Raw genomic sequence first — 21,435 nt, forward strand, 5'->3', positions numbered from 1 at the left:
CTCCTAGTAGGTGCGGGCCTTGGGCTCAAAGCGGCCCAGGACCACGGGCTTGTAGCGGAAGGCCACCTTGCCGTCTTCCACCTTGTAGGCCAGGGTATGCTTGAGCCAGTTCTGGTCGTCCCGCTCCGGGTAGTCCTCGCGGGCGTGGGCCCCCCGGGACTCGGTGCGGTTTAAGGCGGAGTGCACCAGGGCCTCGGAAACCTCCAGGAGGTACCCGAGCTCCAGGGCCTCCACGAGCTCGGTGTTGTAGGCGTCCCCCTTGTCGTCGATGGAGATCCGCTTGTAGCGGTCCATGAGCTCCTTCAGGATCTCCACCTGCTTTTGCAAAAGCTCCCCCGTGCGGAAGACGGAGGCGTGGTCCATCATGGTCTGCTGCAGCTCGGCGCGGAGCACGGCCACCCGCTCCTTCCCGGTGGAGTTCTTGATGCGCTGGATGCGCTCCCGGCTCTCCCCCAGGTGCTCCTCGGTGAGCTCGTGGTAGTCGGCGTCCTTGGCGAAACGGGCCGCGTGGATCCCCGCGCGGCGCCCGAAGACCACCAGGTCTCCCAAGGAGTTCGTCCCCAGGCGGTTCGCCCCGTGGAGGCTCACGCAGGCCGCCTCCCCGGCGGCGTAGAGGCCGGGGACCACGGTGTTCTTCTCGTCCTTGATCACCTGGCCCCAGAGGGTGGTGGGAATCCCCCCCATGGCGTAGTGGGCGGTGGGCATCACCGGGACCGGCTCCTTCAAGGGGTCCACCCCCAGGTAGATGCGGCTGAACTCGGTGATGTCGGGGAGCTTCTTCTCAATGACCTCGGGGGGCAGGTGGGTGAGGTCCAAGAGGACGTGGTCCTTCTTGGGGCCCACGCCCCTCCCTTCCCGCACCTCCAGGTACATGGCCCGGGAGACCATGTCCCTTGGGGCCAGGTCCTTGATGGTGGGGGCGTAGCGCTCCATGAAGCGCTCTCCCAGGGCGTTCCGGAGGATTCCCCCTTCGCCCCGGGCCCCCTCGGTGAGGAGGATGCCCAGGGGGTAAAGCCCCGTGGGGTGGAACTGGTAGAACTCCATGTCCTCCAGGGGAAGCCCCTTGCGGTAGAGGATGGCCTGCAGGTCCCCGGTGAGGGTGTAGGCGTTGGAGGTCACCTTGTAGATGCGGCCAAAGCCCCCGGAGGCGATGACGATGGCCTTGGCCTGGAAGAGGTGGAGCTCCCCGGTGGCGAGCTCCAGGGCCACGAGGCCCTTGGCCACCCCGTCCTCAATGATGACGTCAGTGACGTGGAACTCGTTGTAGAAGGTGATGCCCGCCTTCACGCACTGCTGGTAGAGGGTCTGGAGGATCATGTGCCCCGTGCGGTCGGCGGCGTGGGCCGCCCGGTGCACCGGGGCCTTCCCCCAGTCCTTGGTGTGGCCCCCGAAGCGCCGCTGGGCGATCTTGCCGCTGGGGAGGCGGTCAAAGGGGAGGCCCATGTGCTCCAGTTCAATCACCGCCTCGATCACTTCCTTGGCGAAGACCTCGGCGGCGTCCTGGTCGGTGAGGTAGTCCCCCCCCTTCACCGTGTCAAACATGTGCCACTCCCAGTGGTCCTCCTCCACGTTGCCCAGGGCGGCCCCTATGCCCCCTTGCGCCGCTCCGGTGTGGCTCCGCGTGGGGTAGAGCTTGGTGACCACCGCCACGTCCGCACCCTCCCTGGCCGCGTAAAGGGCGGTGGCGAGGCCCGCCCCGCCCGCGCCCACCACGATGACCTCGTGTCTGTGCGCCATATCACTTCACCCCGAAATCGTGGTTGAACAGGGAAAGGCTCCCCAGGAAGAAGAGGAAGGCGATGAGGCCGTAGAGCACCACCTTGGTCCAGAAGCGCCGGGAAGGATCGCGCACCCAGTCGTCCAGGACGTAGCGAAGCCCGTTGGCCCCGTGCAAAAGGCCCAGGGCCAGGATCAGCCAGTCGTAGACCCTCCAGGTGGTCTGGGAAAGTCTCTTGGCCACGTAGTCGTAGTCAATGGAGTTGAGGTCGGCCACCACCGCGTTCATCCACATGTGGCCGATGAGCAAGAAGACCAGGACCACCCCGGAGATGCGCATGAAGACCCACCAGTAGAGCTCCAGGTTGGTGCTGGCCTCGAGCCTGGCCTCCGCGTAGCGCTTGGACTTAATCGCCATGACCCCCTCCCAGGATGCCGCCTCCGATCTTCACCAGAAAAGGCAGGTAGAAGACCACGAAGAGCACCCAAACCGCGTACCAAAGCTGCCGCTGGTAGCGCACCCCCCAGGCGGTGAAGTCCATGAGGATGATCCGGAGCCCGTTGAACCCGTGGTAGAGCACCCCGGCGATGAGGAGCAAAAGCCCCACCTGGAACACGGGCTGGTGGTAGAACCTCATGAGGGCGTTGGACACCTCCGGCCCCCACATGGCGCTGGAAATGTTGGCCACGTGGAGCATGAGGAAGACCAGGATGCCCAGGCCCGAGATCCGGTGCAGGTAGAACGCCCACTGCCCTTCTCTTCCCCTATACATGGCACCTCCTTGCCGGGGTCTATCATAACACCCTCATTGGGCTGGCTTTGCGTGGGGAAGCCCATTCGCCCCCGAGCATACCCAAAGGGGGTATCGGAAGCCCGGGCGGAAGGCTCCTTTACCCCTCACCCCCCGCCCAGGCCCCCAGGGAAAAAACCCCAAAGGCGCAAGGGGGGATTTCCCGCCAGGAGACGAGGTATTGACAGGGGGGGGAGGGGGGGGGCATAATGGGGGGCGTGCCGTGGGGGGATACCCCGGGGGGCACGGGAAGGAGGTGGTCATGGTGGAACTCTTCGGATTCGGTCCACATCTGATGGTGGATGGCTACGATGCCAACCCCGCTAAGCTCCGGGACGCCGAGCTGGTGCGCCGCGTCCTGGACGAGCTCCCCGAGGAAATGGAGATGACCAAGGTGCTTCCCCCCTTCGTCTACAGCTACGGGCCCGAGGGGGAGGACGGGGTGACGGGGGTGGTGATCATCGCCGAGAGCCACATCGCCATCCACACCTTCCCCAAGAAGCGCTTCCTCTCCATCGACATCTTCTCCTGCAAGGCCTTTGACATGGCCCAGGTGCTGCGCAAGCTCACCGAGGTCTTTGAGATAGGCCGCTACGAGACCTACATGATCAACCGGGGCAAGGAGTTCCCCAAGGACCCCGAGCTGGCCCGCCAGATCGTCCTGGGCGAGCGGGAGTACCTCGAGGCCCGGGTGGGCTAAGCCGCCTCCCCCCGCCCCCGGGCGCGCCCCGGGGGTTTCATTTCGGGCTCATCCTTCCCCCCTAGCCTTAATAGGAGGAGGCTTAGGTATGGTGCGCAAGCTTATCCCCCTGTTCCTCCTGGCGCTTTCCCTGGCCCTGGCGCAAGGCTTCCGCGGCCTCTCCCTGGGCACCCCGTACCCGGAGATCGGGGTCCAACCCGGGGAGAGCGTGAACCTGACCCTGACGGTGAAGAACCACGGCCTCCCCCCCGGGGTGGTGCGCCTGGCCGTGGCCGAGGCCGCCCCGGGGTGGCAGGCGAGCCTCATCGGGGGCGGCAGGCTGGTGCGCGCCGTCTACCTGGCCCCCGATGGGGAGGCCACCCTCACCCTGCGCCTGCAGCCGTCCAAGGAGGCCAAGCCCGGCACCTACCGCTTCCTGGTGCGGGCCGAGGGCCTGGGGCACACCGCCACCCTGCCCATCGCCTTGGTGGTGGGCCAGGGGCTCCCCCAGCGCCTGGGCCTCGAGGCCGAACTCCCCATCCTCAAGGGCCCGCCCACCAGCTCCTTCCGCTACCGGGTCACCCTGCGGAACGAGTCGGACCGGGACCTCCTCGTCTCCTTGGAGTACGAGGCCCCCAAGGGCTTCCAGGTAACCTTCACCCCCGCCTTCGCCAGCCAGCAGGTGACGAGCCTCCCCATCAAGGCCGGGGAGAGCCGGGACCTGGACGTGGAGGTCTCCCTGCCCAAAGACACCAAGGCGGACACCTACGGGCTCACCGTGCGGGCGGTGGCCGGGGAGGCCAAGGCGGAGCTCGGCCTCACCCTGGAGGTCACGGGACGGCCCGAGGTGCGCTTCACCACTAAGGAAGGCCGGCTCTCCGGCCAGGTGGTGGCGGGCCGGGAGAACCAGGTGAAGCTGCTCCTCAAGAACGAGGGGAGCGCCCCTGCCAAGAACCTCTCCTTCAGCGCCATGGAGCCCTCGGGCTGGGAGGTGAAGTTTGAGCCCGAGAAGCTGGAGGCCCTGGAGCCCGGCCAGGAGGCGGAGGTCACCGCCCGCATCAAGCCCTCCCCCAAGGCGGTCACCGGGGACTACATGGTGACCCTGAGCCTCTCCGGGGACGAGGGGGTAAGCCAGAGCCTGGATTACCGGGCCACCGTGGTGCGCTCCAGCCTCTGGGGCCTGGTGGGGGTGGGCATCATGGCCGTGGCCCTCCTGGTGCTGGGCTTCGCCGTGAACCGCTTCGGCCGGAGGTAGCATGGCGGTCATCGCGACCCATGGCCTCACCAAGCGCTACGGCAAGGTGGTGGCCGTGGAAGACCTGAACCTGGAGGTGGAGGAGGGGGAGGTCTTCGGCCTCCTGGGCCCCAACGGCTCGGGGAAGACCACCACCATCCTCATGCTCCTGGGCCTCACCGAGCCCACCTTGGGGGAGGCGCGGGTGCTGGGCCTAGACCCCATGCGGGAGCCCTTGAAGGTGAAGGCCAGGGTGGGCTACCTCCCGGACCAGGTGGGCTTCTACGGGGAACTCACCGCCTGGGAAAACCTGCGCTACACCAGCCGCCTCCTGGGCCTCCCCGAGGGCGAGGCCAAAGCCCGCATTGAGGAGGTGCTAAGGCGCATGGGGCTTTGGGAGGTGCGGGAACGGAAGGTGGCCGCCTTCAGCCGGGGCATGCGCCAGCGCCTGGGCCTGGCGGAGGTGCTCCTCAAGCGCCCCCGGGTGGCCATCCTGGACGAGCCCACCCTGGGCCTGGACCCGGAGGCGGCCCGGGAGTTTTTGGGGCTCATCAAGGACCTGAAGGCCGAGGGGATCACCATCCTCCTCTCCAGCCACCTCCTGCACCAGGTGCAGGAGATCTGCGACCGGGTGGGGCTCTTCCACAAGGGCCGCCTGGCCCTTCTGGGCACGGTGGAGGAACTGGCGGAGAAGGTCCTCGGGGGCGGGTACGAGATCCTCTTGGAGGCGGAGCCGGGCCTCGAGGCCGCCTTCCGGAGCCTGGAAGGGGTGGCGCGGGTGGAGGCGGAAGGGGGGCGCTACCGGGTCCTGGCCAGCCGGGACCTGCGCCCCGAGCTGGCCCGGGTGGCGGTGGAGCGGGGCACCCTCCTCAGCCTCGCCCTCCGCCGCCCCAGCCTGGACGAGGTCTACGCCCACTACTTCAAGGAGGTGGGCCATGCGGCGTGAGGGCTCCCCCTGGACCGGGCTTTGGGCCGTCTTCTTCAAGGAGATGGCCGACCACCTCACGGGGCTTAGGATGCGGTTTCTGGAAGCCCTTATCCTCCTCTCCGCCCTGGCCGCCGTCTATACCGGCACCCAGACCCTGCGCCAGACGGTGGGGGAGGACCCCTACCTCTACCTCAAGCTCCTCACCACGGCCCAAGACCCCCTGCCCTCCTTCGTGGGTTTCCTCTCCTTCTTCGTCCCCCTGGCGGCCATCGCCCTGGCCTTTGACGCGGTGAACGGGGAGTACGCCCGGGGGACGCTTTCCCGCGTCCTCTCCCAACCCATCTACCGGGATGCCCTTCTCTTCGGCAAGTTCCTGGCGGGCCTCGGCACCCTGGCGGTGCTCCTCCTGGCCCTCTTCCTCCTGGTGGTGGGCCTGGGCCTCTTCACCCTGGGGGTGCCCCCCGAGGCCGAGGAGATGGCCCGCTCCTTCCTCTTCCTCCTGGCCACCCTATTCTACGCGGGGGTGTGGTTGGCCCTCGGCCTCCTCTTCTCCGTGCTCTTCCGCCAGCCGGCCACCGCCGCCTTGGCGGCCATAGGGGTCTGGCTCTTCTTCGCGGTCTTCTTCCCCATCCTCACCGACCTGGCGGCGAACGCCCTCCTCCTCCGGGCCGACCCCTTTGACCCGGAAAGCCAACTCCGGCAGGCCAACCTGGCCCTCTGGGTCTCCCGGCTTTCCCCCAACACCCTCTACGCCGAGAGCCTCACCGCCCTCCTCAACCCGGCGGTCCGCTCCCTGGGCCCCATCCTCATCACCCAGCTGGAGGGGGCCGTGCTGGGCACCCCCCTACCCCTGGGCCAGAGCCTCCTCCTCATCTGGCCCCAGCTCACGGGGCTTTTCGCCCTCTCCGTCCTCCTCTTCACCCTGGCCTACGTGGCCTTCCAGCGGCAGGAGGTGCGGGCCTAACACCACTCCATGCTGGCCCAAGCCAGCATGGGGACCCAGGGGGGCTTTCCCGGGCTAAACACCCCGGCGAGGCTTCCGCCTCGTCGGGGTGTTGAGAAGCGGTGCCTTAGTCCTCCAGCCACTCCGTGGCGTAGGCGCTGGTCTTGGGGATGACGCAGAGGAACTCCACGGGCTCCCCCCCCTCGTTCACGTAGGCGTGAGGGGTGTCGGGGGGGATGTACACCGCCTGGCCGGCGGCCACCTCCTTCACCTCGTCGCCCAACAGCACCTTCATGCGCCCGGAAAGGACGAACTGCTCGTGCTCAATGGTGGGGTGCTTGTGCTTGGGGATGCGGCCTCCGGGCAGGATGGTGAACTTGCGGGTGATGAAGTGGGGCGCCCCGTCCTCAGGGCCGATGAGCACCTGGATGAAGGCCCTTTCCCCCCTCTCCACGGGACGGGCTTCCACGCTCGCGGCCTGCTTCACCACAGGCTTCATGCCGCCCATTGTAGCAGAAGGCCCTCCACCTCTTCGTCCGTGACCTCACCGAAGTCCATGTAGTAAGCCCCCACGGCGGCGAAGTCCGGCGGGGTGGAGAGGGCCACCACCTCCGCCCGCGCCTTCAGCCTTTCCGCCACCTCCGGGCTGGCCACGGGCACCGCCACCACCACCCGGCGGGGCTTCTCCGCGAGCACCACCCCCAAGGCCGCCTCCATGGTGGAGCCGGTGGCGATGCCGTCGTCCACCAGCACCACGTCCCGGCCGGCCAGGGGCACCTTGGGCCGCACCCTGCGGTAGCGCTCCGCCCGCTTGCGGATCACGTCCTTCTGCCGGGCGGCCTCCCGCTCCAGGTAGCTGGAATCCGCGTACTGCAGGGCGTAGGGCTTCAAAACGAGCTCCCCCTTCTCCCCCACCGCCCCCAAGGCGAACTCGGGGTTGCCGGGAGCCCCCACCTTGCGCACCAGGACCACGTCCAGCACCCCTCCCAAGCGCCTCGCCACCTCGTCCGCCACCACCACCCCGCCCCGGGGGATGCCTAGGACCACGGGGGCCTCGAGGCCCAGGGGTTTCAAGGCCTCGGCCAGAAGGGCTCCGGCGTGCCTGCGGTCGCGGAAGCGCATAGGAAACCTCCCCACCCATGCTACACCGGGCCCGGGTCTTGAACGCGGTATAAAGTTTTTGGTAGCCTGGGCCTGAAGGAGGTCAAGATGGCCCAAACAGGCTCCAAACCCTGGCTCAACCGCTACGATCCCGGCGTACCCGCGGAGATCAGCGTCCCGCCCATTCCCCTCTGGCGCTTCCTGGAGGAAAGCGCCAAGCGCTACCCCAACCACGTGGCCCTGGAGTTTCTGGGGAAGACCCTGAGCTACGCCGAGCTATGGGAGCTTTCCCGACGCTTCGCCCAGGGGCTTAAGGACCTGGGGGTAAGGCCCGGGGACCGGGTGGCCCTCATGCTCCCCAACTCCCCCCAGTTCGTCATCGCCTTCTTCGGCACCCTCCTGGCCGGGGGAGTGGGGGTGAACGTGAACCCCCTCTACACCCCGAGGGAGCTCCGCCACCAGCTGGCGGACTCGGGGGCCGAGACCCTGGTGATCCTGGATCACCTCCTGCCCCGCTTCCTGGAGGTCCAAGGGGAGACCCCGGTGCGGCGCACCGTGGTCACGGGCATCAAGGACTTCCTCCCCTTCCCCAAGAACCTCCTCTACCCCCTGAAGGCCAGGCGGGACAAGCTCCCCTTGGGCTTTCCCAAAGGGGAGGGCTTCCACGCCTTTACCCGCCTGCTGCAAAGCCCCCCCGCCACCCCCCACCCCTCGGACCCCGAGGATCTGGCCCTCCTGCAGTACACCGGGGGGACCACCGGCGTGGCCAAGGGCGCCATGCTCACCCACAAAAACCTCGTGGCCAACGTCCTCCAGATTGACGCCTGGGACCCCACCTCCAAGGAGCTTGCGGGCAAGGGGGTGATGCTGGGGGCCTTGCCCTTCTTCCACGTCTACGGGATGACCGTGGCCATGAACTATGGCCTCTTCTCGGGCTACAAGATCGTCCTCCTGCCAAGGCCCGAGATCAAGGCCATCGTGGAGGCCATAGAGAAACACCGGGTCACCCACTTCCCCGGGGTCCCCACCCTCTACGTGGCCTTCAACCACTTCCCCGGCATAGAAAGGCGGAACGTCAAGAGCATCCGCATCTGCCTCTCGGGGGCCGCCCCCTTGCCCCTCGAGGTGGCCAAGCGCTTCGAGGAGATCACTGGGGCCCGGCTCATCGAAGGCTACGGCCTCTCCGAGGCCAGCCCCGTCACCCACTCCAACCCGGTGCTGGGGGAGGTGAGAAAAGGCTCCATCGGCCTGCCCCTGCCCAGCGTGGAGGCCAAGGTGGTGGACGAGGAGGGGAAGGAGGTACCCCCGGGCGAGGTGGGCGAACTCCTCGTCCAAGGCCCCAACGTCATGAAAGGCTACTGGAACCGCCCCGAGGAAACCCAAAAAACCCTCAAAAACGGCTGGCTCCACACCGGCGACATGGCCAAAATGGACGAGGACGGCTACTTCTACATCGTGGACCGCAAAAAAGACATGATCATCGCCGGCGGCTACAACATCTACCCCAGGGAAGTGGAAGAAGTCCTCTACCAGCACCCCGCCGTCCAAGAAGCCGCCGTGCTGGGCCTCCCAGACCCCTACCGCGGGGAAACCGTGGCCGCCTTCCTCGTCCTCAAACCCGACTACCGGGGCAAGGTCACGGAAAAGGACATCGAAGCCTTCTGCCGCCAAAACCTCGCCGCCTACAAGGTCCCCCGCATCCTAGAGTTCCGCGATAGCCTCCCCAAGTCTAGCGTGGGCAAGATCCTCAAGCGGGAGCTCAGGGAGGAGTTCACCAAGCGGCAGGGTTAAGTACCCCGCTCTGGCTCTAGGCCCCAAAAGGGGTCCCCGTGGTCCTAGCCGAGGCGCCCCGTCTTGAGGAAGGGAGGTGCGGGCGCTTAATGCCACCCCATGGGGGCCCCGGCAAGGGAAGGGCCCTACCTCCGGGCCCGGGCCACCGCTTCCCGGAAGACCTCCACCGCCCGGTCCACCTCGGCCTCGGTGGTGAAGCGCCCCAGGGAGAAGCGCAGGGAGGCCTTGGCCTCGGCGGGGCTCCGGCCGATGGCCAGGAGGACGTGGGAGGGCTCGAGGCTTCCCGCGCTGCAGGCGGAACCGGAGGAGACCGCCACCCCCAGGAGGTCCATGGCCAGGAGCAAGGCCTCCCCGTCCGCCCCCTTCACGGTGACGTTCACCAGCTTGGGCAGGCGGTGCTCGGGGTGGCCGTTCAGCTCCACCCCCGCCACGGCCAGGAGGCCCGCCTCGAGGCGCCCCCTCAGGGCGGGAAGCCTCCGGGACTCCTCGGGGAGGAGCCTAAGGGCCTTCTCCAGGGCCACCGCCATCCCGTGGGCCAGGACGGGGCTTGGGGTCCCCCCCCGCCTCCCCCCCTCCTGCTTCCCCGGCACCAGGGGGAGGAGGTCCACCCCCTGGCGCACCAGGAGGGCCCCCACCCCCTTGGGCCCGTAGAACTTGTGGGCGCTCAGGGACACCAGGTCCGCCCCCACTTCCTCCACGCTAAAGGGCACCTGGCCGATGGCCTGCACCGCGTCCGTGTGGAAGAGGGCCCCGTGGGCGTGGGCCACCCGGGCGATCTCCCGCACCGGGTAGAGGGTGCCGAGCTCGTTGTTGGCGGCCATGACGCTCACCAAGAAGGTGTCGGGGCGGAGGGCCTCCTCCACCTGGTCGGGGTAGACCAGGCCGTACCGGTCGGGCTTCAGGCGGGTCACGGCGAAGCCCAGGCGCTCCAAAAGCCGCAAGGCCCCGAGCACGGCGGCGTGCTCCACCTCCGTGCTCACCACATGCCCCCTGCCCCGGGCCAGGGCCACGCCCAGAAGCGCCAAGGCGTCCGCCTCGGACCCCGAGGCGGTGAAGACCACCTCCCGGGGGCGCACCCCGAGGAGGCGGGCCACCTTCTCCCGGGCCCCCTCCAACACCCTCCGGGCCTCCTGGCCGAAGCGGTGAACGCTGGAGGGGTTGCCGAAGACCCCCTCCACCCCCCGCATGGCCTCCCGTACCTCCGGGTCCAGGGGCGTGGTGGCGGCGTAGTCCAGGTAGACCATCAGCTGGCGGGCTGGAGCTGGATGAGGCGCCTGGCCTCAATGAGCTTCCGCTCCTCGATGAGGTCCTGGAGGCTGGTACCCCCCAAGACCTGGCGCATGGCCAGGTCCACCCGCTTCCAGAGGAGCTCGGTGGAGCACTGCCCCACCTTGGCGCAGGACTCGGGGTCCTCTATGCAGGATACCGGGGCCAGGCTCCCCTCCAGGGCCTCCACCACCTCCAGGGCCGTCACCCGCTCCGGAGGGCGGGCCAGGCGGTAGCCCCCCTTGGCCCCGCGCACGGAGCGGATGAACCCCGCGCGGCGGAGCTGGGCGGCGATCTGCTCCAGGTAGTGCTGGCTGATGCCCTGGGCCTCGGCCACCTCCTTCAAGGGCACGGCCTCCGGGGCGCGAAGCCCGATCTCCACCAGGGCGCGGAGGCCATACTGGGCTTTCGTGGAAACCCACATGGCCCCAGTATACCCCTATTTCCCGCCCGAGAATAGGGTTTTTGCGAAGGCCAAGGCGAAGAGGAAGGCCTGGACGAGGACCACGCTGGCCCCGCTGGGCCAGTCCCACACAAAGGAGAGGAAGAGGCCCAGGAGGGTGGAAAGGGCCGAAAGCAGGAGGGAAAGGAGGGCAAGGCCCGCGAAGGTGCGGGCGAGGAGCCTGGCCGCCGCTCCGGGGATGACCAGGAAGGCCGCCACCAGGATGAGGCCCACCACCTTCACCGCCAGGACCAGGCTCACCGCCAGGAAACCGGCAAGCAGGTAGTCGTGCCGCACCACCGGCACCCGGTCCGCCAGGGCCAGCTCCCGGTCAAAGGTGGCGTAGGCCAAGGGCCCCCAAAGGGGGAGGAGGAAAAGGGCCACCCCGAGGAGAAGGCCGATGGCCCCAAGGTCTGAGGGCCCCACCGCCAGCAAGGAGCCGAAGAGGTAGCCCATGGCGTCCCCCACGTAGCCCCGGGCCTTGGCCAGGAAGATCGCCCCCAGGGCCACGGAGAGGGCGAAGAAAACCCCGATGGCCGTGTCCTCGGAAAGCTCCGTCTTCTCCTTCACGTAAGTGATGGCCAAGGCCACCAGGAAGGTGAAGGGGAGGGCGAAGTAGAGGGGTTCCCCCCGGAGGAAGAGCCCCAGGGCCACCCCGGCGAAGGCGGCGTGGGCCAGGCCGTCCCCCAGGAAGGAGAGCCGCCTTTGCACCACAAAGGGGGAGAGAAGGCCGGTGAGGAGGCTCGCCAAGAGGCCCGCCAGGAGGGCCCGCTGAAAGAAGGGGTAGGCCAGGGCTTCAAGCACGCTCCCCTCCCACATAAAGCCCGTGGGCGTGGCCCAGGTGGCCAAAGGCCTGGCGCAGGCACTCCTCGGTGAGGGCCCGCTCCGGGGGGCCAAACCCCACCACCCGGCGGTTCAGGACCAGCACGTGGCTGGCGTGGTGGGCCGCCTCCCAGTCGTGGGTGATCATGAGGACCGTGGCGCCCGAGGCCTTCTGGTAGGCCTCGAGGTAGCGGTAGAGGTCCACCTCCCCCACCCGGTCCACCCCGGTGGCGGGCTCGTCCAGGAGGAGGAGGCGGGGGTTGCGGATGAGGGCCCGGGCCAGGTAGACCCGCTGGAGCTGGCCCCCGGAAAGCCGCCCCAGGGAGCGCTCCGCCAAGGCCCCCGCCCCCACCCGCTCCAAGGCCGCCTGGGCCTTCCGCCGCACCTCGGGGGAAAGCCTAAAGGGCCAGCGCCGCAGAAGCCCCGTGGCCACCAGCTCCAGGGCCAAAGCGGGGAAGGTGCGGTCAAAGGTCTTGATCTGGGGCACGTACCCAAACCAGAGGGGCTCGGCCTCGGCCAGGGGGCGCCCGTAGACCCGCACCTCCCCCCGGAAGGGCACGAGGCCCAGCACCGCCTTCAAGAGGGTGCTCTTCCCCGCCCCGTTGGGGCCCACGATGGCCACGAATGCCCCCTCGGGCACCCTAAAGGAAACCCCCTCCAGGGCCTGGAACTCCCCAAAGCGCACCGAGAGGCCTTGCACCTCCAGGGCCCACACGGCAATAACGATACTGCGTTATCAAGTTCTCGTCAAGGAGCCGGGGGGCGCCTACATGAACCGCTTCCGCCTCTTGTAGGCCTTCACCTCCTTGAAGCTCTTGCGGCCGCCCCCCTTGGCCACCCCTAGGTAGAACTCCTGCACATCCGGGTTCTCCAAAAGGTAGTCCCGGTCTCCTTCCAAGACGATACGCCCCGTCTCCATGATGTAGCCGTAGTGGGCGATGGAAAGGGCCACCTTGGCGTTCTGCTCCACCACCAAGACGGTGACCCCTTCCTCCGCGTTGACCCGGGCCACGATGTCAAAGATCTCCCGCACGAGGAGGGGGGCAAGGCCTAGAGAGGGCTCGTCCAGGAGGAGCAGCCTGGGCTTGGCGAGAAGCGCCCGGCCGATGGCGATCATCTGCTGCTCCCCCCCGGAGCAGTAGCCCGCCAGGCGGTTCCTGAGGTCGGCCAGGCGGGGAAAGTAGTGGTAGATGCGCTCCAGCTCTTCCTTGAGGTGGTGGGCGTCCTTGCGCGTGAGGGTGCCTACCCGCAGGTTCTCCTCCACCGTCAGGTGCTTGAAGACCCGCCTGCCCTCCAGCACCTGCACGATCCCCCGCCGGACGATCTCCTCCGGGGGGCGGCCCTGGATGGGCTCCCCCTGGTAGAGGATCTCCCCCCGCACCACCTCCCCGTCCTCGGGGATGAGGAGGCCGGAGATGGCGCGAAGGGTGGTGGTCTTCCCCGCCCCGTTGGGGCCCAGGAGGGCCGTGATGTGGCCTTGGGGCACCTTCAGGGAGACCCCGCGGAGCACCTGGATGATGTCGTGGTACACCACCTCAATGTTGTTGACCAGGAGGAGGATGGGACCTAGGTCTTCAGGGCGCGTGGGGTTCAGGCTCATGGTCAGGGGAAAGGCCCGGGGAGGTCCCCCCCGGGCCAGAGGGTCTACTTCCCGTAGTGCACCTTGCGGAAGAGGGCCGAGGTGAAGGGCTCGGTCACGGGGACGAAGCGGCCGCCCTTGGCCTCGAGGATCCGGAGGCCCTCCGCTCCCGTGTGCTCGCTCTTGGTGAAGTCAATCTCAATACCCTGCTTGGTGGAAACGGCGAAGCCCGGCTTGAAGGCGTTCGGCCCGTTCATCCCCACGATGGCCTGGTACACGGTGTCGTTGGTGATGCGCTTGAAGCGCTCCTGGGCCCGCCGCATGGCCTCCACGGCGATGGCCGTGGCCAGCATGCCGTTGGTGTAGTTCACGCTCTCCACGATGGCCTGGGGCCGCCCATACTTCTGGCCCAGCTCCTTCTGCAACCGGATGCCCGGCGCATCCTCGTGGAACATGTAAAAGCTGGTGGCCCAGAGGAACCCCTCCGCGGCATCCCCGGCCAGCTTGATGAGGTCCGGCCCTCCCGTGTAGTGGGCCCCGAGCTGGCGCATCTTCTTGTCCAAGCCCAGGCGCTTGGCGTCTTTCAGGATGTTGGCCACGGGGCCGGCCACGTTCTGGTGGACGATGTACTCCACCCCTGCCTGCTCAAACCGCTTGAGCAAGGCGGTGTTGTCCAGGTTGCCCGCCCCCACCTCCTGCACGTCCACGATCTGGATCCCCAGCTGCTGGGCCGCCTTGCGGGCATCCCCCACCGGGGCCCGTCCGAAGGGGGAGGGGTGGACCACCAGGGCCACCTTCGCCCCCTTCTTCTGCTTGGCGATGTACTCCAGGAGGGCCACCACCTGCTCCGAATAGGTGGAGGTGGGGATGAAGAAGTAGTCGTTGTTGGGGGGATCGATGAGCTCCACGTGCATGGAGGCCGGGATGGTCACCACCTTGACCTCCTGGATCAGGTTCTTGAGCTGTAGGTTGGCCCCCGTGGCGTAGGAGAGGAAGACGGGAATCTTGAAGCGGTCCAAGGCCTCCTCAAAGAAGCGCTGGGTGTTGGCGTTGTTGTACTGGTCGTCCCGGACCAGGCAGTTCAGGACCACCCCGGGGATGAGCTTTCGCTCGTTGGCGTACTTGCAGTAGTCCTCCACCGCCGCCCCGTAAGGGGCCCCTGCGTCCGAGGTGGGGCCGGTGATGGCCCCGGACCAGAGGATGCTCACCTGCTGCTGGCCCAAGGCCAGCCCCACCGCCGCCAAAAGACCGAATCCGAGTTTGCGCATGCGCCTCACCTCCCATTGCCAACCCCTATGCGGGGGGTTGCCTAGTACTTGAAGGGCCAGGTGCGGAAGTAGCTTCGCACGATGCGCCACCAGTTGTAAAGGCCCCGGGGCTCAAACATCAAGAAGAGGACGATGATGAGGCCAAAGGCCAAGGGCCTTAGGGCGCTCGCCACGTCCACCCCGGCCACGCTAAACCCCAGGGCCTTGATGAGGTTGGACAGGGCCTCCATGTTCACATCCAAAAGCTCCAGAAAAGCTGGCCCCAAAAAGCTCCCCACCAGCGTGCCGAGCCCCCCCACGATGGCCATGGCCAAAAGCTTGATGGACACGGCAAAGGTGTAATCCTCTATGACCACCGCCCGGGAAAGGTAAGCGTAGAGGACCCCCGCCACCCCCGCGTAGAAGGCCCCCAGGGCGAAGGCAAAGAGCTTGGTGCGCCCGGGGTCCATGCCCATGGCATCCGCGGCCCGGTCGTTGTCCCGCACCGCCACCAGGGCCCTGCCGTAGCGGGTGCGCAGGAGGTTGCGGAAAAAGAGGGCCAGCAACACCAAGGAAACCAGGGACACATAGTACCAGAAGTGGAAGTGATTGCGAAAACCGGCCTCTATGCCCAGAAGGCTCGCCCTGGGCATGTCCATGGCCCCTCCCTGCTTGAGCAGGGGCATGTGCCCCACCGCCCACTCGAAGACCACCTGGAAGGCCAGGGTGGCCAGGGCCAGGTAAAGGTGCTTTACCCTGAGGCTAGGGATGCCCACCAGGTAGCCGAAGAAGGCGGCCACCACCCCCCCTAGGGGCACCACCACCCAGAAGGGGAGGCCCTGCGGGGCAAGGAGGGCGGCGGTATAGGCCCCCACCCCCATGAAGGCCGCCTGGCCGATGTTGATGAGGCCGGCATACCCCGTGGTGATGTTGAGGCCCAAGACGGCGATGCTATAGACCAGGATCAGGTCCAGGATGAAGACCTGGGTCCGGGAAAGAAACTGGGGCAGAACCAGGAGAAAGCCCAAGAAGAGGAGGAGGGAAACGAGTTCCCGGTGGGTGGCGAAGACGCTGGCATCCTGCTCGTACCGCGTGCGGTAGTTTCCGGTCTGGGCCCAAGGGTTTCTCATACGCGCTCAATCTCCTCCGTACCGAAGAGGCCGTGGGGCTTGAACCAGAGGACCAGGAGCAGGGCCAGGAAGGGGAAGACGTCCCGGGTACCCCCCCCAGGGATGAAGGGGTCCAGGAAGCCTGCGGCCAGGTTCTCCAAAACCCCGATGAGGATGCCCGCCACCACCGCCCCCGGGATGGAGTCCAGGCCCCCCAGGATGACCACGGGAAAGACCCGGAGGCCGATGTGCACCAACCCGTCCAGGTTGAGCCCGGAGATGGTGCCCACCACCATCCCCGCCGCCGCCGCCGTGAGCCCTGCCGCCGCCCAGGCCAGGGCGAAGACCCGCTCCACGGAGACCCCCAGGCTCATGGCCGCCATCTGGTCATCGGCCACGCTACGCATGGCCACCCCCAGGGTGGAGCGCTGGAAGAACCAGGTGAAGACCAGGAGGAAGAGGAGGGTGAAGGCCACCGCCAAAAGCTGGGCGTACGAGATCTGGACGCCCCAAAGGGTGAGCCCCCCCGCGGGGAGGAAGCTCGGGTAGCTGAAGTTCCCGGCCCCGTAGGGGGTCAGGTGGATGAGGCCGTCCAAGAGGGAGGCCAGGCCGATGGTGGCCATGATCACGGAGATGATGGGCTGCCCCACCATGCGCTTCAAGAAGACCCGCTCCACGCCGAAGCCTAGAAGGGCGGTGAGGGCCAAGGCCAAGGCCGCGGCCAAAAGGAAGGGAGCCCCCAAGGCCACCATGGCCCCGTAGGCCAGAAAGGCCCCGATGGCGATGAACTGCCCCTGGGCGAAGTTCACCACCCGGCTGGCCTTGTAGATGAGGACGAAGCCCAGGGCCGCTAGGGCATACACCAGGCCCAAAACCACCCCCGAAAAGAGGAGTTGCAGGAGAAAGGTCACGCCAGCACCTCCTCCCGAAACTCCTGCACGGGCACCCGGGCCCGCACCCTCTGGACGGTGCCGTCCTGGTAGCGGTACTCCGCCTCCACCTCCACCTCCTTGGCCCCCGAGTAGAGGGCCTCCACCAAGGGGGCATACCGTTTGGCGATCAGCCCCCGCCGCACCTTGCCCGTGCGGGTGAGCTCCTCGTCGTCCGCGTCCAAGAGCTTGTAGAGCAGGACGAAGCGGCGGATCCTCAGGTCCTCGGGGAGCTCCCGGTTCACCCGCTCCACCTCTTTGCGGATAAGCTCCCCCACCTCGGGCTTGAGGGAGAGGTCCAGGTAGGTGGTGTAGGCCAGGCCCCGGTCCTCCGCCCACTTGCCCACGGTCTGGGGATCTATGTTGATGAAGGCCGCCAAAAAGGGCTTCCGGTCCCCGAAGACCACGGCCTCCTTGATGAAGGGGGAAAACTTCAGCTTGTTCTCCACAAACTGGGGGCTGAAGACCGTGCCCTTTTCCGTGCGCATCACGTCGGAGAGGCGGTCGATCACCACCAGGTGCCCGTCCTCCGTGAGGTAACCCGCATCCCCCGTGTGGAGCCAGCCGTCCCGGAAGGTCTCCGCCGTGGCTTCGGGGCGCTCCCAATACCCGGCGCACACCGCATCCGAGCGACAAAGGATCTCCCCTTCCTCGCTGATCCTGACCTCGGTGCCGGGGATGGGCAAGCCCACGGTGTCGTGGCGCACATCCCCGTCCCGGTGCACGAAGGCGATGCCGATGATCTCCGTCTGGCCGTAGATCTGCTTGAGGTTGACCCCGATGGCGTGGAAGAAGCGGAAGACGTCCGGGCCCAAGGCGGCCCCCCCGGTGTAGGCCCGCCTGAGGCGCAAGAACCCCAGCTGGTCCCGGAGGGGCTTAAAGAGGGCCTGGTCGGCGAGCCAGTAGGCCAGGCGCAGGCCCAAGGGCATGGGCTTCCCCCGCATGCGGTACTCCGCCGCCCGGTAGCCCAGCCGCAAAAGCCGCTCGTAGACCCAGCGGTTGAAGGCGTAGCTTTCGGACATGCGCACCCAGATGCCGCTTTGGATGCTCTCCCAAACCCTGGGTGGGCTGAACATCACGTGGGGACCGACCTCCTTGAGGTCCTGCATGGCGGTCTCCACCGCCTCGGGGAAGTTGACGGCGAAGCCCCCGGTGAGGGCCATGGCCACCGACATCATCTGCTCCCCGATCCAGGCCAGGGGGAGGAAAGAGAGGTAGTCGTCGGTGGGCAAAAGGGGGTCCACCTCCTGCAGGGCCACCCCCATGTGCACCAGGTTGCGGTGGCGGAGCATGGCCGCCTTGGGCCGGCCCGTGGTGCCGGAGGTGGAGGAGAGGTGGCAGACCTCCTCCGGGCTCGCCTCCAGGAGCAGTTTCTCCACCGCCTCCGGGTGCTTCCTCCGGTGCTCCCTTCCCCGCTCCAGGACCTCCGCAAAGGAGAGGAGCCAGGGATCCTGGTAGCTCCGCATCCCCTTGGGGTCCTCGTAGATCACGTGGCGGACCTGGGGGATCTCGTTTCGGATCTCGTAGAGCTTATCCACCTGCTCCTGGTCCTCGGCGAGGACCACGCTTGCCCCGGTGTAGCCGAGCATGTAGGCGATCTCCGGGGGAAGGCTACTCTGGTATACCCCCACGCTGATCCCCCGCACCGCCTGGGTGCCCAGCTCAGCGTAGAGCCACTCGGGGATGTTGTCAGCGATGATGGCAAGGCGCTCCCCCGGCTGAAAGCCCAGGGAGAGGAGGCCGTGGGCGAAGAGGAGGACGTTCTCGTAGTACTGGGCGTAGGTGATCTCGTTCCAGATACCGTAGTCCTTCTCCCGGAGGGCTACCCGGTCCCCCTCCTCCAGGGCCCTGAGGCGCAGGAGCTGGGGTAGGGTGTAGCGCTTCATCTCGTGGGAGGGCCTTAGGGCCTTCACGCCTCCACCCCCAGGTAGGCCTCCTGCACCCACGGGTTTTTGGCCACCTCCTCGGGCCTCCCCGCGGCGATCACCTGGCCAAAGTCCAGGACGTAGACCCGGTCGGAGATGTCCATGACCACACCCAGATCGTGCTCGATGAGGACCACGGTGGTGCCCTGGGCGCGGATCTCCAGGATGAAGCGGACCATGTCCTCCTTCTCCTCCAGGGTCATCCCGGCCATGGGCTCGTCCAGGAGGAGGAGCTTGGGGGAGAGGGCCAGGGCCCGGGCCACCTCCACCCGTTTCCTGACCCCGTAGGGGAGGTTCCCCACCAGGGCCTTGCGGTAAGGCTCCAGCTCCATGAAGTCGATGACCTCCTCCACCAAGCGGCGGTTCTCCACCTCCTTGGCCAGGGCCCTCCCGTAGAAGAGGCCCGCCTGGACCAGGCCATAGGCCAGGTGGGTGTGGCGGGCCAGCATGAGGTTTTCCAGCACCGTAAGACCGGAGAAGAGCTCAATGTTCTGGAAGGCCCGGGCGATGCCCCGCTTGGTAACCTCGTGGGGGCTCGCCCGGGTGATCTCCTGGCCCTCAAAGAGGACGCGCCCTCGCTGAGGATGGTAGAAGCCGGAGACCACGTTGAGGAGGCTGGTCTTCCCCGCCCCGTTGGGGCCGATCACCGAGACCAGCTCCCCCTTCTCCACCTCCAAGGAGACCGCCGAAAGGGCAGCCACGCCGCCGAAGGTGAGGGTGACGTTTTCCACCGTTAGCTGGGCCACAGCTTCCTCCCTAACGACCGTTTGCCGGGAAGTATAAGGGGGGAGCGGGAGGGTTGTCAACGTTATACTGCCGATGTGTAAAAAACCGTTAGACCCGGTACAGGCCTTCATGTGCTACACTCTTTAGGGTATCGGGGGCCAAGGCCCCAGGGAGGGAAATGGATGAAAAGGACCTGGCAACCCAACCGGAGGAAGCGGGCCAAGACCCACGGCTTCCGGGCCCGCATGCGGACCCCAGGGGGCAGGAAGGTGCTGAAGCGCCGCCGGCAGAAGGGCCGCTGGCGCCTCACGCCCAAGATAAGCGGTTAAGGGAAAAGCCCCCCGCCCTGGGGGGCAAGCTTCTCTCCCTCAAGGGCGACCGGGCCTTCCAGCGCCTGCGCAAGGGCCGCGCGGGCCGGGGGAGGTTGCTTGGTGTCAAGTGGCTTCCCGCCCCGGAGCTCCGCGTGGGCATCGTGGTGTCAAGGAAGGTGGGCAAGGCGGTGGTGCGCAACCGCATCAAGCGCCGCCTGCGGGAGATCCTTCGCCGCCTCCACCTGCCCAAGGCCCACCTCCTGGTGGTGGTGAGCCCTGAAGCCCGGGAGGCCCCGTACGCCGAGCTCTTCCAGGACCTCATCCGCGCCCTGAAGAAGAGCGGGCTGATACAATAGGCGGCGTGCGCGGCTTACTCCTCCTTCTGGTCAAGGCTTACCGCAGGTTCATCTCCCCCCTAAAACCCAGGACCTGCCGCTTCCACCCCACCTGCTCCGCCTACGCCCTCGAGGCCCTGGAACGCCACGGAGCCCTCTGGGGTAGTTACCTGGCGGCAAGGCGCCTCCTCAGGTGCCACCCCCTCCACCCCGGAGGGCTGGACCCCGTTCCCCTGGTCTTCCCGCCCCGGCGGGCCAAGGAGGGGGTCCGATGAGGTGGCTTGCCGCCCTCTTCCTCCTGGTGCCCGCCTTGGCCCTGGAGGCGGGCTTCAAGGACGCCGACGTCAACGGGGACGGCAAGGCGGAGAAGGTGGCCGTCACCAACCTCATGGACCTGGCCTTTAACGAAACGGGGCAGGTGGTGGGCTGGTACGTGAAGACCTACAAGGGGACCGCCTTCAACGACTACACCCGGGCCCCGAACCTGAGCCCAAACGGCCCGGTGGTGGCCCCCCTGGGCTTCACCCCGGAGAGGGCGGAGTTCTCCGTGGAGGACGGGCGCCTCCTGGCCCGCTTCCAGGGCCGGGAGGGCACCCTCACCTACCGCATAGAGAAAGGCCGCTACACGGTGAGGGTAGAGGCCGACTTTCCCCTCACCTTAAGGCTTTCCGCCCAGGGCACCCCAAAGGTCCTGGCGGAGGGCGCCAAGGAGCCCACCCCGAGCGGGGAGGGCCTTTTGCGCTACCTAGCCTGGCAGACCAAGCCCAAGGCGGGCTACGCCCTGGTGGCCTTCGCCCCCAAGCCCCTGGAGGGCAGGCTGGTGGGCAAGGAGGGCCTGGTCCGGCTGGCCCCGGGGGAGCCCTTGGCGCTTTACGGGGGGCAGAACGAGCTGGTCCGCTTCCACGTGGAAGGCCTCCTGGATCTTCCCGGCCTCTTTGCCCCCAACATCTGGGGCCAGCTCTCCCTAGGCCTTCTCTGGCTCATGGAGACGGCCTTTCGCTACACGGGAAGCTGGGGCCTCGCCATCCTCTTCCTCACCCTGGTGGTGCGCCTCCTCCTTTGGCCCCTGATGCACCAGCAGTTCAAGAGCATGGCGGAGATGCAACGCCTCCAGCCCCTCATCCAGAAGATCAACGAGAAGTACAAGGACGACCCCAACAAGCGGGCGGAGGCTACCATGAAGCTCTACCAGGAGCACAAGGTGAACCCCGCCGCCGGGTGCCTGCCCCTTTTCATCCAGATGCCCATCCTCTTCATCCTCTGGAAGGTGATCGCCAACTACGAGTTCGGCCAAGGCCTCCTCTGGATCCCCGACCTGGCCCTGCCCGACCCCTTCTACATCCTCCCCATCCTCTACGTGGTCTCCACCTTCCTCTCCACCTGGCTTTCCGCCCACGGGAACAAGGACCTCATCCGCCAGAGCCTCTTCATGAACCTCATCTTCATCTTCCTGGTGCTGCAATTCCCCTCGGGGGTGACCCTTTACTGGGTACTCTCCAACCTCATCGGCCTGGTCCAGCAGTGGCTTATCAACCGGAGCCTGAAGCCCGTGGCGGCATAA

Annotated in this window: 24 protein-coding genes; 9 read left to right on the forward strand and 15 right to left on the reverse strand. The window is 67.2% G+C overall.

Annotation, left to right across the window (positions count from 1 at the left end; translation table 11 throughout):
* Positions 1-3: 3 nt before the first annotated feature.
* The 3 genes from sdhA to sdhC are packed head-to-tail and all read right to left on the reverse strand — an operon-like array spanning position 4 to position 2,489.
* Positions 4-1,737 (reverse strand): succinate dehydrogenase flavoprotein subunit, encoded by a 1,734-nt coding sequence (gene sdhA, locus ACYQ0J_RS01160; protein ID WP_460170359.1) that lies wholly within the window; start codon positions 1,735-1,737, stop codon positions 4-6.
* Between the two features lies 1 nt (position 1,738).
* Complete coding sequence (locus ACYQ0J_RS01165) at positions 1,739-2,134, reverse strand: succinate dehydrogenase hydrophobic membrane anchor subunit (RefSeq protein WP_460170360.1); 396 nt, start codon at positions 2,132-2,134, stop codon at positions 1,739-1,741.
* The gene (sdhC, locus tag ACYQ0J_RS01170; RefSeq protein WP_460170361.1) at positions 2,124-2,489 is read right to left on the reverse strand and encodes a succinate dehydrogenase, cytochrome b556 subunit; all 366 of its coding nucleotides are present in this window, start codon (positions 2,487-2,489) and stop codon (positions 2,124-2,126) included. Before sdhC ends, ACYQ0J_RS01165 begins: the two co-directional genes overlap by 11 nt.
* Positions 2,490-2,769: 280 nt before the next feature.
* Here sdhC and speD point away from each other — a divergent pair, with 280 nt between their 5' ends.
* The 4 genes from speD to ACYQ0J_RS01190 all read left to right on the forward strand — a co-directional run bounded on the left by speD (position 2,770) and on the right by ACYQ0J_RS01190 (position 6,312).
* The gene (gene speD / locus ACYQ0J_RS01175; protein WP_460170362.1) at positions 2,770-3,207 is read left to right on the forward strand and encodes an adenosylmethionine decarboxylase; all 438 of its coding nucleotides are present in this window, start codon (positions 2,770-2,772) and stop codon (positions 3,205-3,207) included.
* Between the two features lie 88 nt (positions 3,208-3,295).
* On the forward strand, positions 3,296-4,441 hold the full coding sequence (locus ACYQ0J_RS01180; protein ID WP_460170363.1) for an NEW3 domain-containing protein: 1,146 nt from the start codon (positions 3,296-3,298) through the stop codon (positions 4,439-4,441).
* A 1-nt stretch (position 4,442) separates the two neighbouring features.
* Positions 4,443-5,366 (forward strand): ABC transporter ATP-binding protein, encoded by a 924-nt coding sequence (locus tag ACYQ0J_RS01185; protein ID WP_460170364.1) that lies wholly within the window; start codon positions 4,443-4,445, stop codon positions 5,364-5,366.
* A complete protein-coding gene (locus tag ACYQ0J_RS01190) occupies positions 5,356-6,312 on the forward strand; it encodes an ABC transporter permease (RefSeq protein WP_460170365.1) in 957 nt (318 codons plus the stop codon). Before ACYQ0J_RS01185 ends, ACYQ0J_RS01190 begins: the two co-directional genes overlap by 11 nt.
* Positions 6,313-6,418: 106 nt before the next feature.
* Here ACYQ0J_RS01190 and ACYQ0J_RS01195 read toward each other — a convergent pair whose 3' ends face one another.
* Positions 6,419-6,799 (reverse strand): cupin domain-containing protein, encoded by a 381-nt coding sequence (locus ACYQ0J_RS01195; RefSeq protein WP_460170366.1) that lies wholly within the window; start codon positions 6,797-6,799, stop codon positions 6,419-6,421.
* Complete coding sequence (locus ACYQ0J_RS01200) at positions 6,787-7,413, reverse strand: phosphoribosyltransferase (protein ID WP_460170367.1); 627 nt, start codon at positions 7,411-7,413, stop codon at positions 6,787-6,789. Before ACYQ0J_RS01200 ends, ACYQ0J_RS01195 begins: the two co-directional genes overlap by 13 nt.
* A gap of 87 nt (positions 7,414-7,500) precedes the next feature.
* Here ACYQ0J_RS01200 and ACYQ0J_RS01205 point away from each other — a divergent pair, with 87 nt between their 5' ends.
* Complete coding sequence (locus tag ACYQ0J_RS01205; protein ID WP_460170368.1) at positions 7,501-9,183, forward strand: long-chain-fatty-acid--CoA ligase; 1,683 nt, start codon at positions 7,501-7,503, stop codon at positions 9,181-9,183.
* A 125-nt stretch (positions 9,184-9,308) separates the two neighbouring features.
* On the opposite strand, the gene ACYQ0J_RS01210 is transcribed toward ACYQ0J_RS01205, so the two are convergent.
* The 10 genes from ACYQ0J_RS01210 to ACYQ0J_RS01255 are packed head-to-tail and all read right to left on the reverse strand — an operon-like array spanning position 9,309 to position 19,248.
* Positions 9,309-10,427 carry a cysteine desulfurase family protein gene (locus ACYQ0J_RS01210; RefSeq protein WP_460170369.1) on the reverse strand — a complete coding sequence of 373 codons (1,119 nt, stop codon included), beginning with the start codon at positions 10,425-10,427 and terminating at the stop codon, positions 9,309-9,311.
* Positions 10,427-10,873, reverse strand: a complete 447-nt coding sequence (locus ACYQ0J_RS01215) for an RrF2 family transcriptional regulator (protein ID WP_460170370.1) — start codon at positions 10,871-10,873, stop codon at positions 10,427-10,429. Before ACYQ0J_RS01215 ends, ACYQ0J_RS01210 begins: the two co-directional genes overlap by 1 nt.
* 15 nt (positions 10,874-10,888) lie before the next feature.
* The gene (locus ACYQ0J_RS01220) at positions 10,889-11,695 is read right to left on the reverse strand and encodes a metal ABC transporter permease (protein WP_460170371.1); all 807 of its coding nucleotides are present in this window, start codon (positions 11,693-11,695) and stop codon (positions 10,889-10,891) included.
* Positions 11,688-12,428, reverse strand: coding sequence for a metal ABC transporter ATP-binding protein (locus ACYQ0J_RS01225; protein WP_460170372.1), 741 nt, complete (start codon positions 12,426-12,428; stop codon positions 11,688-11,690). Before ACYQ0J_RS01225 ends, ACYQ0J_RS01220 begins: the two co-directional genes overlap by 8 nt.
* A 51-nt stretch (positions 12,429-12,479) precedes the next feature.
* Positions 12,480-13,313 (reverse strand): ABC transporter ATP-binding protein, encoded by an 834-nt coding sequence (locus ACYQ0J_RS01230; protein ID WP_460170373.1) that lies wholly within the window; start codon positions 13,311-13,313, stop codon positions 12,480-12,482.
* A gap of 44 nt (positions 13,314-13,357) precedes the next feature.
* Positions 13,358-14,560 (reverse strand): ABC transporter substrate-binding protein, encoded by a 1,203-nt coding sequence (locus ACYQ0J_RS01235; protein WP_460170374.1) that lies wholly within the window; start codon positions 14,558-14,560, stop codon positions 13,358-13,360.
* A gap of 41 nt (positions 14,561-14,601) precedes the next feature.
* The gene (locus tag ACYQ0J_RS01240) at positions 14,602-15,669 is read right to left on the reverse strand and encodes a branched-chain amino acid ABC transporter permease (protein ID WP_460170375.1); all 1,068 of its coding nucleotides are present in this window, start codon (positions 15,667-15,669) and stop codon (positions 14,602-14,604) included.
* Positions 15,666-16,559: a branched-chain amino acid ABC transporter permease gene (locus tag ACYQ0J_RS01245; protein ID WP_460170376.1), complete on the reverse strand. Its 894-nt coding sequence runs from the start codon at positions 16,557-16,559 to the stop codon at positions 15,666-15,668. Before ACYQ0J_RS01245 ends, ACYQ0J_RS01240 begins: the two co-directional genes overlap by 4 nt.
* Positions 16,556-18,490, reverse strand: a complete 1,935-nt coding sequence (locus ACYQ0J_RS01250) for an AMP-binding protein (RefSeq protein WP_460170377.1) — start codon at positions 18,488-18,490, stop codon at positions 16,556-16,558. The genes ACYQ0J_RS01245 and ACYQ0J_RS01250 overlap by 4 nt, the downstream gene beginning before the upstream one ends.
* Positions 18,487-19,248: an ABC transporter ATP-binding protein gene (locus ACYQ0J_RS01255; protein WP_460170378.1), complete on the reverse strand. Its 762-nt coding sequence runs from the start codon at positions 19,246-19,248 to the stop codon at positions 18,487-18,489. Before ACYQ0J_RS01255 ends, ACYQ0J_RS01250 begins: the two co-directional genes overlap by 4 nt.
* 162 nt (positions 19,249-19,410) lie before the next feature.
* Here ACYQ0J_RS01255 and rpmH point away from each other — a divergent pair, with 162 nt between their 5' ends.
* The 4 genes from rpmH to ACYQ0J_RS01275 all read left to right on the forward strand — a co-directional run bounded on the left by rpmH (position 19,411) and on the right by ACYQ0J_RS01275 (position 21,435).
* On the forward strand, positions 19,411-19,557 hold the full coding sequence (gene rpmH, locus ACYQ0J_RS01260; protein WP_460170379.1) for a 50S ribosomal protein L34: 147 nt from the start codon (positions 19,411-19,413) through the stop codon (positions 19,555-19,557).
* Between the two features lie 95 nt (positions 19,558-19,652).
* Entirely contained in the window at positions 19,653-19,895 is a 243-nt protein-coding gene (rnpA, locus tag ACYQ0J_RS01265) for a ribonuclease P protein component (protein WP_460170380.1), read from the forward strand.
* 5 nt (positions 19,896-19,900) lie between these two features.
* Complete coding sequence (gene yidD / locus ACYQ0J_RS01270; protein WP_460170381.1) at positions 19,901-20,149, forward strand: membrane protein insertion efficiency factor YidD; 249 nt, start codon at positions 19,901-19,903, stop codon at positions 20,147-20,149.
* Positions 20,146-21,435: a YidC/Oxa1 family membrane protein insertase gene (locus ACYQ0J_RS01275; RefSeq protein ID WP_460170382.1), complete on the forward strand. Its 1,290-nt coding sequence runs from the start codon at positions 20,146-20,148 to the stop codon at positions 21,433-21,435. The genes yidD and ACYQ0J_RS01275 overlap by 4 nt, the downstream gene beginning before the upstream one ends.

It is taken from the genome of Thermus sp. FJN-A (assembly GCF_054655095.1).

Bases quoted from the DNA above. Each gene is read 5' to 3' on its own strand.
- ACYQ0J_RS01195 (WP_460170366.1), bottom strand. From the start codon at position 6,799: ATGGGCGGCATGAAGCCTGTGGTGAAGCAGGCCGCGAGCGTGGAAGCC.
- ACYQ0J_RS01180 (WP_460170363.1), top strand. From the start codon at position 3,296: ATGGTGCGCAAGCTTATCCCCCTGTTCCTCCTGGCGCTTTCCCTGGCC.
- rpmH (WP_460170379.1), top strand. From the start codon at position 19,411: ATGAAAAGGACCTGGCAACCCAACCGGAGGAAGCGGGCCAAGACCCAC.
- ACYQ0J_RS01205 (WP_460170368.1), top strand. From the start codon at position 7,501: ATGGCCCAAACAGGCTCCAAACCCTGGCTCAACCGCTACGATCCCGGC.
- ACYQ0J_RS01240 (WP_460170375.1), bottom strand. From the start codon at position 15,669: ATGAGAAACCCTTGGGCCCAGACCGGAAACTACCGCACGCGGTACGAG.
- speD (WP_460170362.1), top strand. From the start codon at position 2,770: ATGGTGGAACTCTTCGGATTCGGTCCACATCTGATGGTGGATGGCTAC.
- ACYQ0J_RS01190 (WP_460170365.1), top strand. From the start codon at position 5,356: ATGCGGCGTGAGGGCTCCCCCTGGACCGGGCTTTGGGCCGTCTTCTTC.
- ACYQ0J_RS01165 (WP_460170360.1), bottom strand. From the start codon at position 2,134: ATGGCGATTAAGTCCAAGCGCTACGCGGAGGCCAGGCTCGAGGCCAGC.
- ACYQ0J_RS01230 (WP_460170373.1), bottom strand. From the start codon at position 13,313: ATGAGCCTGAACCCCACGCGCCCTGAAGACCTAGGTCCCATCCTCCTC.
- ACYQ0J_RS01200 (WP_460170367.1), bottom strand. From the start codon at position 7,413: ATGCGCTTCCGCGACCGCAGGCACGCCGGAGCCCTTCTGGCCGAGGCC.
- ACYQ0J_RS01235 (WP_460170374.1), bottom strand. From the start codon at position 14,560: ATGCGCAAACTCGGATTCGGTCTTTTGGCGGCGGTGGGGCTGGCCTTG.
- ACYQ0J_RS01215 (WP_460170370.1), bottom strand. From the start codon at position 10,873: ATGTGGGTTTCCACGAAAGCCCAGTATGGCCTCCGCGCCCTGGTGGAG.
- ACYQ0J_RS01210 (WP_460170369.1), bottom strand. From the start codon at position 10,427: ATGGTCTACCTGGACTACGCCGCCACCACGCCCCTGGACCCGGAGGTA.
- sdhA (WP_460170359.1), bottom strand. From the start codon at position 1,737: ATGGCGCACAGACACGAGGTCATCGTGGTGGGCGCGGGCGGGGCGGGC.
- sdhC (WP_460170361.1), bottom strand. From the start codon at position 2,489: ATGTATAGGGGAAGAGAAGGGCAGTGGGCGTTCTACCTGCACCGGATC.
- ACYQ0J_RS01275 (WP_460170382.1), top strand. From the start codon at position 20,146: ATGAGGTGGCTTGCCGCCCTCTTCCTCCTGGTGCCCGCCTTGGCCCTG.
- ACYQ0J_RS01185 (WP_460170364.1), top strand. From the start codon at position 4,443: ATGGCGGTCATCGCGACCCATGGCCTCACCAAGCGCTACGGCAAGGTG.